General features: G+C 69.6%; 8 protein-coding genes. 1 reads left to right on the forward strand and 7 read right to left on the reverse strand.

All coding sequences use genetic code 11. The annotated features are described in order from the left end of the window. Nucleotides 1–320: 320 nt before the first annotated feature. The 4 genes from JOD54_RS01410 to mtrA form a co-directional block, all read right to left on the reverse strand. Nucleotides 321–1,055 carry a ComF family protein gene (locus tag JOD54_RS01410; protein WP_204448808.1) on the reverse strand — a complete coding sequence of 245 codons (735 nt, stop codon included), beginning with the start codon at nt 1,053–1,055 and terminating at the stop codon, nt 321–323. Nucleotides 1,056–1,121: 66 nt separating this feature from the next. After that, a complete protein-coding gene (locus JOD54_RS01415) occupies nt 1,122–2,837 on the reverse strand; it encodes an LpqB family beta-propeller domain-containing protein (protein WP_204448809.1) in 1,716 nt (571 codons plus the stop codon). Further along, nucleotides 2,834–4,501, reverse strand: coding sequence for an MtrAB system histidine kinase MtrB (gene mtrB, locus JOD54_RS01420; RefSeq protein WP_204448810.1), 1,668 nt, complete (start codon nt 4,499–4,501; stop codon nt 2,834–2,836). The genes JOD54_RS01415 and mtrB overlap by 4 nt, the downstream gene beginning before the upstream one ends. 13 nt (nt 4,502–4,514) lie before the next feature. Continuing rightward, nucleotides 4,515–5,192: an MtrAB system response regulator MtrA gene (gene mtrA / locus JOD54_RS01425; protein ID WP_204448811.1), complete on the reverse strand. Its 678-nt coding sequence runs from the start codon at nt 5,190–5,192 to the stop codon at nt 4,515–4,517. Nucleotides 5,193–5,287: 95 nt separating this feature from the next. On the opposite strand from mtrA, the gene JOD54_RS01430 reads away from it, so the two are divergent. Then, the gene (locus JOD54_RS01430) at nt 5,288–5,770 is read left to right on the forward strand and encodes a VOC family protein (protein WP_204448812.1); all 483 of its coding nucleotides are present in this window, start codon (nt 5,288–5,290) and stop codon (nt 5,768–5,770) included. Here the strand turns inward: JOD54_RS01430 and JOD54_RS33885 are convergent. The 3 genes from JOD54_RS33885 to ahcY form a co-directional block, all read right to left on the reverse strand. After that, entirely contained in the window at nt 5,753–8,533 is a 2,781-nt protein-coding gene (locus tag JOD54_RS33885) for an NACHT domain-containing protein (RefSeq protein WP_204448813.1), read from the reverse strand. The genes JOD54_RS01430 and JOD54_RS33885 overlap by 18 nt on opposite strands. Before the next feature lie 19 nt (nt 8,534–8,552). Beyond that, the gene (locus JOD54_RS01440) at nt 8,553–9,191 is read right to left on the reverse strand and encodes a dTMP kinase (protein WP_204448814.1); all 639 of its coding nucleotides are present in this window, start codon (nt 9,189–9,191) and stop codon (nt 8,553–8,555) included. Between the two features lie 258 nt (nt 9,192–9,449). Then, the gene (gene ahcY / locus JOD54_RS01445) at nt 9,450–10,940 is read right to left on the reverse strand and encodes an adenosylhomocysteinase (RefSeq protein ID WP_204448815.1); all 1,491 of its coding nucleotides are present in this window, start codon (nt 10,938–10,940) and stop codon (nt 9,450–9,452) included. Nucleotides 10,941–11,015: the final 75 nt, after the last annotated feature.

The following is an 11,015-nucleotide window of genomic DNA, read 5'->3' on the forward strand; positions in this document are numbered from 1 at the left end:
TCGGTTGAGCAACAGCCCCCGAGGCGGGCGACATCCGTTCGCGACCGAGCGTGACGTCCAGCGACGACCGCGCGGTCCCGTGCGGCGCAACGCCCGAGCCGCCGCGACCACGCCGGGGACGGGGTTCCCCCGAGCGGCGCACAGCCGAGGACCGAGCAGCGGCGGACCGTGTTCCGTCGGCCGGGCGCACGGCGTGGGCCACCGGACCCAAGACCACTCGCCTGCTCGCCGCCATACCCGGCCAACGCCCCCGAACGGCGTACGGTTCCCGGCTCCCCTTCACTCGATCGGGGGTACCAGAGTGTGGGAGGCCGCTCCCGTCACACGGTCTCCGCGACGGCGAGCACGGCGAGTACCGACAGGCCCGCGCCCCGCAGCACCCGAGCACAGGCAGCGGCGGTCGAACCGGTGGTGACGACGTCGTCGAGCACCAGAACGGGTGCACCCGCCGGTGGTACCCCCGCCCCCGCGACCGACAGGTGCCGAGCCAGGTTCCCCGCCCGAGCCCCCGCGTCCAGCCCGACGGAATCCCGAGCCCCACCGCCCAACCGCAACACCGGAGCCACCCCGGCGGCCACCCCCACCTCCCCCAGCACCTCAGCGACAACCCCGGCCACCCGCCCCATGTGGTGCCCACCCCGCCGCCGCACCTCCCCCCTGCGCGAAGGCGCCGGAACAAGCCACAACGGACTCTCTGGCGGATCACGCGGCGAGGCCCTCGACCGGGCGTCCCCTGGCTTGGGGTGGTCGGGGCACGGGTGGGTGACCAGGGCGGCCCCCACACTCGGGGCGCGTTCGACCAGGGCCGGGAAGGCAGCGGCCAAGGCGAGGCCGAGCGGCACCGCCAGGGGGCGGCGGTTGCGCTCCTTGTAGGCGATGATCGCTCGGCGGGCCGGCCCTCCGTAGGCGGTGAGGGCGAAGACGGGGAGGCCGCGGGTGGCGGTGCGTTCGACGGTTCTGAGGCCGTGGAGGGTTGCCGCGCAGGTGGGACACCAGGGGGTGCCCTGGGTGCCGCATCCGGCGCACGGGTTCGGGATCAGGTAGTCCAGGAACATGCGGCAAGGGTGACCGATCCGCCGCAGCCGTGCGCGAAGTTGTCCACAGGCCAGCAGAAGGCCAGGTCAGCCTGGGAAGAACGGCAGCGAGCCCGGCCCGAGGTTGTACTGGTGGTACTGCCAGACCTTGCCCGCCTCGCCCGTGGTCCACATGCCGGAGCCGTCGGTGACGATGGTGGCCCGGCCGGGGGCTGCGGTGACCGCGGTGACCGGCAGGGTCAGGTTGGTCTTGTTGTAGGTCGTGTACGAGTAGCCGTCGACGGACATGCTGACCACCGGGCGGATGGCCAGGCCGGTCGCGGCGATCACGGTGAGCCGGTCGAGCCAGTCGAGGCCGACGACGTCCTTGACGATGCCCGCCTGCAGGGTGCGGCCGGAGCGCAGCATCACGGCGTCGTTGTTGCGCACGACGGAGGCGACGCGGACTTCGCCGTTGACCACCGCGGCGACCCGAGCGCCGTCGCGGGACAGGCGCAGTTCGGTGATGGTGCCGCCGTTGCGGGTGAACTCCGAGGCGTCGACCGGGTAGTCCTCCCACTTGCCCTCGGCGGTGCGCGCGACCCGGACGACCAGCGTCCCGTCGGCCACCGTCCACACCTCGTTGGGGGTGGCCTCCTCGGAACCCGCGTAGAGCCACGTCGGCCGCGTCAGCGTGCCCGCCGCGGGGAGGCTCACCTCAGGCAGTTCACCGTCAGCCTTACCGACGCGCAGCTTCATCCCGCCGTTGACGCGTTGCACCACCGCGAGCTGCGTCCCGTCCAGTGACTGGGCAGCGCGAACAACGTCGTATGTGCCGTTGCCCGTCGGACCTTCGAGCGGCTTCCCATCGCGCAGCGACACAAGACGGCCATTGACGACGGCAAGGCCGAGCAGGTCCGCCTTAAGAGCGGTCAACGCGTCATAGGCGCCTGGCTCGTTGGAGGTCCAATCCTCGTGCCCAGGTACCAATGGCAACCCCTGGGTGCGGATCCGCAGCGGGCTCGTCGTGACCTCACGCAACGATCTGACGAGTTGGGCCGCGATCCGCTGTCTGTCTTCTAGAGGTTTGTCGAGCTTGCCGAAGTTGATGAGGATGCCCCCGTCGGACTCCTGCAAGACGTTCGTATCGAGCACCAGCCCTTCGAGCTGGTTGCGCACGGCACCCTTAAGCGACTCCGAAGGCCCACCCAGCAACAGGTCGACCACCCGGCCGTAGAGGCTCTGCCGCGGCTCGACCTGCACATAGCGGGGGTCCGGGATCATGACCCGCTGGTCCGGGTCGAAGAACTCCAGGTTGACCCGCCTATAGCTCTTCATGAAGTCGGCCTCGCGGATGAGCACCGTGTTGGGCGGCTCGGCGATGCGCCACTGCCCGTCCTGCCGCTGGATGATGACCCGGTACTCCAAGGACTGGACCTGCGGCACAAACGACCAGTCGCCAAAAAGGCTGCCTATAGAGGTCGCGGTGAGGATCACGACCTGTTCCTTGTTCGGGTCGCGGCCCTCTTGCACAGCCTGCGGAACGGTCTTGAACTCGTCCTGGATGATCGTCGGTACCCCGGTGCCCTTCCAGCCGGGCTTGGCCTCTTCGGTCAGGTAGGTCCGCGCGGCGTCCGGTGTGCCCGCGTTCTTGACGAACTCCTGGACCAGGTTGAACGGGTCGAGCCCCGGGGCGGGCTTACCGATCTGGCGCGGCTGCTCCTCGGTGACGTCGACAACGACCTTGGGCAGCGTCCGGACGGGGATGTTGGCGCAACTGGTGAGCAGGAGCGCGCACAACACGGTGAGGACGAACCGGATCACGGGTAGGCCTCCTCCGGCACCGACAACGGCAGTGGGGCTGGCTGAGTCATCGGGCGGGCGTCGACGGGCGGTAGCGGTAAGGGGCTGTCCTCGTACTCCACGTCCTGCTCGATCGGCAGCGTCAACCGGAAGCAGGCGCCCTCGCCCGGCTCGCCCCACGCGTCAAGGCCGCCGCCGTGCAACCGGGCGTCTTCGAGGCTGATCGCCAGCCCGAGGCCGGTGCCGCCGGTGTGCCGGTTGCGCGACGGGTCGGCGCGCCAGAACCGGTTGAACACCAGGTCGGCCTCGCCGGTGCGCAGCCCGACACCGTGGTCCCGGACCGTCACCGCGACCGCGTTGCCCTCGATCACCATGGTCAGCTCGACCGGCTTGCCCTCGCCGTGGTCGATCGCGTTGGCCAGCAGGTTGCGCAGGATCCGTTCCACCCGGCGGGACTCGACCTCCGCGGTGGCCTCGTCCTCGGGCAGGTTGAGCACGATCTCCGACCCCGCGTTGCGAGCGATCACCCGAACCGACTCCACCGCGCGCCTGACGATGGCCCGCAGGTCGGTGTACTCGGCGACCAGCTCCTCCACGCCCGCGTCGAGGCGGGAGATCTCCAGCAGGTCGCCGAGCAGGGACTCGAACCGGTCGAGCTCGTCGACCAGGAGCTCGGTGGACCTGGCCAGACCCGCGGGGAACTGGGCGCGGGAGGCGTGCAGGACGTCCGCGGCCATCCGGACCGTGGTCAACGGGGTGCGCAGCTCGTGCGAGACGTCAGAGGTGAACCGGCGCTGGAGCTGGCCGAAGTCCTCTAGTTGCCGGATCTGGCGCTCAATGCTGGCGGCCATCTCGTTGTAAGACTCCGCCAACCGCGCCACGTCATCTTCACCGGCGACGACCATGCGCTCGCCCAACTCACCGTCGGCGAACCGTTCAGCGGCTCTAGCCGCGCGCCGCACAGGGAGCACTACCTGGCGCGTGACGAGGTTGGTGATGCCAGCCAGAAGAAGCAGAAGAACCAAGCCACCGACAACGAGCGTGCTTTGCACTACGTCGATGGTCCGCTGCTCGGCAGCGAGGGGATACAGCATGTATAGGCGTAATGCGGCACTCGTAGTGGCCACCGGAACGCCTACGATCAGATACGTGTTTCGCTCGCCATTGCGCTCGACGGTATAGATCTGCGAAACCGTGCGGTTGGGGCTGCTCAGCACGAAGTCGCGCAAGGACTGCGGGACGTTCTCGTACGGCCCGGCGAACTTGACGTCACTGGGCGCGATGTACGGGGCGTCGTTGACCAGCACCGGCTCGAACGCGCCTGCCGGACCCGCCGCCGACTGGTCGGGCGACGAGCTGGTCAGCTTGTTGATGGCGCTGTTGAGCCGGTCGCGGATGGGGTCGGAGTCGCGGGTGCCCGCCAGTTCCCGCTCGGCGATCTGGACCGCGTTCCTGGTCTGGGCGATCGCCGCTTCTTCCTTGGTGCCCAGCAGCCGCTCGGTGATCTGGTTCTGCAGCACCATGCCCAGCACGAAGATCACCGCGGAGCCCAGCGCCAGTGTGCTCACGACCACCCGCAGCTGCAGCGACCGCCGCCACAGGTCGCTGAACGCGCCGGAACGGCGCCTGCCCGCGGCGACCACACCGCGGACGGCGCCGAGCAGCCAGCGCCAGAGGCTGGTCACCGGAGGGGCTCGGTCACGGAGGGCCCGCCTTGTAGCCCACGCCGCGCACGGTCAGCACGACCTCGGGGTGCTCCGGGTCGCGCTCGACCTTGGACCGCAGCCGCTGGACGTGCACGTTCACCAGACGGGTGTCCGCGGCGTGCCGGTAGCCCCAGACCTGCTCGAGCAGCACCTCGCGGGTGAACACCTGGCGCGGCTTGCGGGCCAGCGCGACCAGCAGGTCGAACTCCAGCGGGGTCAGCTGGATGGCCTTGCCGTCGCGGGTCACCTCGTGCCCGGGGACGTCGATGGTCAGGTCGCCGATGCCGAGGGTCTCGGCGGGCTCGGACTCGGTGCGCCGCAGCCTGGCCCGCACCCTGGCCACGAGCTCCTTGGGCTTGAACGGCTTCACCACGTAGTCGTCGGCGCCGGACTCCAGGCCGAGCACGATGTCGACGGTGTCGCTCTTGGCGGTCAACATCACGATCGGCACCCCGGACTCGGCCCGGATCGCCTTGGCCACGTCGATGCCGTTCATGCCGGGGAGCATGAGGTCCAGCAGCACGAGGTCGGGTTTGAGCTCGCGCAGCGCGGGCAGCGCCCGGGAGCCGTCAGCCACCACGGCCGTGTCGAATCCCTCGCCGCGCAGCACGATCGTGAGCATCTCGGCGAGGGCCGGGTCGTCGTCAACCACCAGCACTCGTGCCTTCATGCGCACATCGTCGCACTGTTGCGCGCGCGTTCGCGCAGCACCCGCCATCGAGTATCGTTGAAACTTGAACTGGACCGGTCGACCAGGAGGACCCCTTGGGCATCAGAAGGCTCAACCACGCCGTCCTCTACGTCCGCGACGTCGACCGCAGCGTGGCCTTCTACGGCGAGGTCCTCGGTTTCCGCCCGGTCACCCGCTTCCCCGGAGCCGCGTTCCTGCGCGCCCCGGACTCCGACAACGACCACGACCTGGGCCTGTTCCAGGTAGGCCAAGACGCCCCCGGCCAACTCCCCGGCGGCGTAGGGCTCTACCACCTCGCGTGGTCGGTCCACACCCTCACCGAACTAGCCGGGTTCAAACGCCTACTCACCGAGGTTGGCGCTCTAGTGGGCGCCTCCGACCACGGCGTCTCGAAATCCCTCTACGCGAAGGACCCTGACGGCGTCGAGTTCGAGGTCTCCTGGTTCGTCCCCCGAGACCGGGTGACGGCGGAGATGGAGCAGTCCGGCCCACCCCGCCCGCTGGACATCGACGCCGAGATCGCCGTGTGGGGCACGGAGCTAGTCGGCGCCCTGTAGTTCGAGGTAGGCCCTCGCCTGCCGCAGGAACCGCTCGGGCGTGGTGCTGACGTCGAGGCCGAGGTGCGGGTGCGCCAGCGCGACAACGGCCCTGCACAGCGGCGCCGCACCCGTGGCCTCCAGCCAGAGGAGGAAGTCGCGGGCGAACTCGGCCGACCACGACGGCCCGCACATGACCAGCATGTGCTCGGCCAACACCGCCATGTCCCGGTGCAGCCTCGGCAACGCCTCGATGTCGAACGGGCCGGTTGATCGACTGAGGTAGTACACGAGCTTGCCCAGCACGTAGACCCGGATCTCCTCGTCGTCGGCCGACCCGTCGGCGACGTGCACGCCGTCGAGGAAGGCGACGCCAATGCGCATCCGGTGCGTGGCCGACCGGTCGAAGGTCAACTCGACGGCGAGGAGATCGGTCGACAGCCTGCCGTCCCGCTTGACGACGAGGTCCGTCCCGTCGCGCGCCAGCAAGCGGAGCACCGCGGCGAGCCCCTGCTTGTCGAGCCCAGCCGTCCACAGCCGGACCACGGCCGTCCAGCCGGTGCGGGTCCAGAGGCTCTCGATGTCGACGACGTCGGTCAGCAGGACCCGCAGTAGGACCAGGTTGGCCGAGTAGGCCGCGAGCCGGGCCACGTAGTCGGTGGAATCCGGGCAGTAGCCGGGGTAGCGGCTGGACCGCCGCTGGGCGCGGTGATCGCGGAGCAGGTGGTCGAGGGTCCGCTCGACCCGGCCGCGCTCACCGTCGTCGAGCCGGGCGAGGTGCTCGGCGATGAAGTCGATGACCGGGCGCTGGACGGCCAGCGGTTGGTGCGAGAGCAGGGTGAACAGCAGCTCGTCGTCCGGGTCGTGCACGGCTCGCCTGCCGAATGAGCTGTCGGTCATGTCGCGCAGCAGTTCCACCACGCGGTGCGCGACCAGGTACTCGCCGAAGGTCGCGTGCAGGAACTCGTAGCCGCGCACGCTGCCCCGGGCCGTGGTCGCCTCGGGCGAGTGCACGAAGAAGAACTGGGTCAGCACCTGGCCGCCGGTCGGCGAGCGGTCGTTGAGCGCGGCCAGGTCGGCCGCGAGGTCGGCTTCGGAGACGTACTGCGCGCCCCGGTTGAGCATCCCGATCGCGGCGACGGACAACCGCCACAGCAACTCGTCGACGGTCCCGGACCCGCTGCGCTCGATCTCGCGCTCGGCGAAGCCGGTGAACAGCTTCTCGTAGAGGTCGGCGAGGGACATGCCCGCGTCGAGGGCGGGTGCGTGCGGTTCGGCGTGGTAGATCGCCAGCATCAGCAGGAGCAGCGGCTGCCGGGCGAACTCGGGCAGCGCGAGCGCGGACGCCACCGGCAACGGCCTGGCGTTGAGGCTGTTCCAGACCGACAACCAGGCGGTGACCTGGCTGTCGTCGAACTCCTCGATCTTCACCACCGGGGTGCCGTGGCGGACGGTCACCCGATCGGCCACCAGGGTGCGCGAGGTGACCACGACCGCGACCGGCTGCCCCATCGCGGCCTCGGTGCGCTGGAACTGCTCGACGTCGCGCAGGTAGCCGGTGCGGTCGGCGGCGGTGGTCTGCAGCAGTTCGTCGAGGCCGTCGAGGAGCACGACGCGTACCGCGGCGTCGTCGAGATCGGCCCAGGCCACGCGGTTGTTGGTCGCCTCGTCCAGCGCCTGCGCGACCTGGGCGGCGACCAGCGCACCCGCGTCGATGTGCCGCAGGCGGACCCGGACGACCGTGTAGTCGGCGGCGGGCAGCATGGCGGCGAGCGCGGTCATCAGTACGGACTTGCCCGCGCCGGGGTGACCGAGCAGCAGCAGGGGCCGCGTGTGCGCGTCCGGGCTGGTGAAGTGCCTGGCCAGCATGACGGGGAGGTCGTCGTGCACGGGCAGTGACTTCCACCAGGCCTCGCTGCTGATGGTGGTGTTGGTGCCGTGCACGGTCAGCCGGTAGCGCGGGGTCTGGAAGATCTGCTCGATCGCCGGGAAGACGGCGATGGGGTCGGCCGCGTCGACGACGGGGCGGACCAGTCCGCTGCGGTTGGCCTGGTCGAGCAACGCGCGCGCGTCCTTGACCACCGCGAGCCGCCGCCCCAGCAGGTCGGTCAACCCGGCCAGTCCCCGCGCGAGGTTGGCGTGCGCGACCTGGTCGGCCCAGACCCCGAACTCGGGCACCCCGGCGGCCAAGTCGAGGAAGTGCGATCGGTAGCGGGCCGCGAAGTCGTCCCGGATGTGCCTGGCGACCCGCGTCCAGTCACCCCGGATGCCGTAGACGTCGAGGACCTTGGTGCTCAGCGACGCGGCCCACTCGTCGAGGTCGTCGACGTTGCGCTCGAACGAAGCGGCCGCCGACGGCGTCGGGATCGAGGACGAGTACAGCGCCTCGACCAGCCCCTGCCCCTCCGCGCGGCGGAGGTCGGTGATCTTCGCCTTCTCCTGCTCGGTCGGCGTGACCCCCACGGCGCTCGCCACGGCCTCGCAGAACGCGGCGAGCACGATCGTGGAGTGCGCGGCGACCACGAGGTCTTGGCGGTATAGGCCGCTGGTGCCGGTCACCCTGCCGGTGAACGCGCCCATGACCTCGTGGAGGCGCGTGACGGCTTCGGACTTCTGGTCGACCATGCCCCAGATGGCCTCGAAGGTCTCGCTGACGAAGGCGAGCGGGCCCGCGCCGAGGATCACGCCGCCCAGCAAGCGGTCTACCGCTTTGAGCCACCCGGGGTCGTCGCGGCCGAGGATCTTGAGGGCGCCGCGGAAGGTGATCGGGGGGTCTCGGCGCACGTGATCAACGGTAGCGGAGTCAGGCCAGGAGGGATCCGGCTAGCGCGAACACATCCAGCTCCGCGCTCCCGTCGACGACGTGCCAGGGGGAGAGCCAGTTCGAGGCGGCTAGTTGGTCGTAGACCTCGCCGACGCGGGTTTGCAGGGGGGTGTCGGATTCCCAGGTGTCGCGGGCGCGGGCGTCGACGGTTTCGCGGTGGGTGGCTCGGGAGGCTGCTAGTTGCGCTGAGACGCGTAGAAGCAGTTGGGCGTGCGGTACCGGGAGGCCTAGCCGGTCGATTTCGGTGGCCTTGACCCAAGAGACGAAGTCGCCGGTTGCGGGCTCGTGCAGGCGGGCGGCGCCATAGGCGGCGTTGGACGCTACATAGCGGTCCAGCAGCAGCACATCGAAGGACGCCAGGTCGGACAAGAGGTCTTCCAGGGCTCCGTGGCGGTCCAGCGCATAGAGCACAGCCATGCCGTAGACGGACTCGCCGAGGCCCCCTAGGCGGCCGTGCAGTCCCTCTTGCACCAGGTCCGCCGTCACCGAGAGCCCGTACCTGGGGAACGCGCGGGTCCCCACTGATGCGCCGTGTTCGGCGAAGGCGGCGGTGAGCTTGTCGGCCAGGGTGCGCTTGCCCGCACCGTCGAGGCCTTCGATCACGATCAGGCGTCCCACGCGAGGAACTTAGCGTGGGAATCGACAGCCGTGGACGGCGCCTCCTGGCTCTCCCCTCCGGGTCGGCGCCGTCCACGGTGCCATCCACCCCCCGGGGCGGCTCCTTGGGTTCTGGCTTGCCCCCTGCGCAGGCCAGAACTACACAAGATCGCTCGACCGGGTCGACGTGTTACACCTTTCGGTGAGAGAAGACGCGGGCCCCGGCACGCAGGTTGCGTGCCGGGGCCCGGAAGAACGGGTTACCGCTGGGTAAGGACCTCAGTAGCGGTAGTGCTCCGACTTGAACGGCCCTTCGACGTCGACGTCGATGTACTCCGCCTGCTCCTTGGTGAGCTTGGTGAGCGTGCCGCCCAGCGCCTCCAGGTGGATGCGGGCGACCTTCTCGTCGAGCTTCTTGGCCAGCCGGTAGACCTCGCGGTCGTACTCCTCGTGCTTGGTGAACAGCTCCACCTGGGCGATCACCTGGTTGGAGAAGCTGTTGGACATCACGAAGCTCGGGTGCCCGGTGGCGTTGCCCAGGTTGAGCAGGCGGCCCTCGGACAGCACGATGATCGAGTGCCCGTCCGGGAAGACCCACTCGTCGACCTGCGGCTTGATGTTGATCCGCCGGATCCCCGGGTAGCGGGTCAGGCCCGCGATGTCGAGCTCGTTGTCGAAGTGGCCGACGTTGCCCAGGATGGTCTGGTGCTTCATCTTGGCCATGTGCTCGACGGTCACCACGTCCTTGTTGCCGGTCGTGGTGATGATGATGTCGGCCTCGCCGACGGCCTGGTCGAGGGTGCGCACCTCGTAGCCGTCCATCGCCGCCTGCAGCGCGCAGATCGGGTCGATCTCGGTGACGACCACCCTGGCGCCCTGCCCGCGCAGGCTCTCCGCGGACCCCTTGCCGACGTCGCCGTACCCGCAGATGACCGCGACCTTGCCCGCGATCAGCACGTCGGTGCCGCGGTTGATGCCGTCGACCAGCGAGTGCCGGATGCCGTAGCGGTTGTCGAACTTGCTCTTGGTGACCGAGTCGTTGACGTTGATCGCCGGGAACAGCAGGTCACCGGCGGCGGCGAGCTGGTAGAGCCGCAGCACGCCGGTGGTGGTCTCCTCGGTGACGCCGCGGATGCCCGAGGCCACCTTGGTCCACTTGCCCGAGTCGGCGGCCAGCGAGTTGCGCAGCGTCTCCAGGATGAGACCCCACTCCTCGGGGTCGTCGTCCTCGGTGGCGGGCACGACGCCCGCCTTCTCGTACTGGACCCCCTTGTGCACCAGCAGCGTGGCGTCGCCGCCGTCGTCGAGGATCATGTTCGGCCCCTGGCCGTCTGGCCAGGTCAGCATCTTCTCGGTGGCCCACCAGTACTCCGGCAGGGTCTCCCCCTTCCACGCGTACACCGGGACGCCCTTGGGCTCCTCCGCGGTGCCGTGCGGTCCGACCACGACGGCGGCGGCCGCGTGGTCCTGGGTGGAGAAGATGTTGCAGGAGCACCAGCGGACCTCGGCGCCGAGCGCGACGAGCGTCTCGATCAGCACGGCGGTCTGCACGGTCATGTGCAGCGAACCGGAGATCCTGGCTCCCTTGAGCGGGTACACCTCTGCGTATTCGCGGCGGAGCGCCATGAGGCCGGGCATCTCGTGCTCGGCGAGGCGGATCTCCTTGCGCCCGAACTCGGCGAGCGACAGGTCGGCGACGGCGAAATCGATGCCACCTCGGGTCTGCGCGTAGCTCGCCCCGGTCGCGCTCCGCGTGTCTTCTGCGGTCATCGAGAACATCCTCCAGACTTCTGGTTCCTGTCGAACACTACCGTTGGAGCAGGGGGCACGGGGCGACCAAAAGGA

This window comes from Actinokineospora baliensis (genome assembly GCF_016907695.1).
In the GTDB taxonomy this organism is placed as follows: Bacteria; Actinomycetota; Actinomycetes; order Mycobacteriales; family Pseudonocardiaceae; genus Actinokineospora; species Actinokineospora baliensis.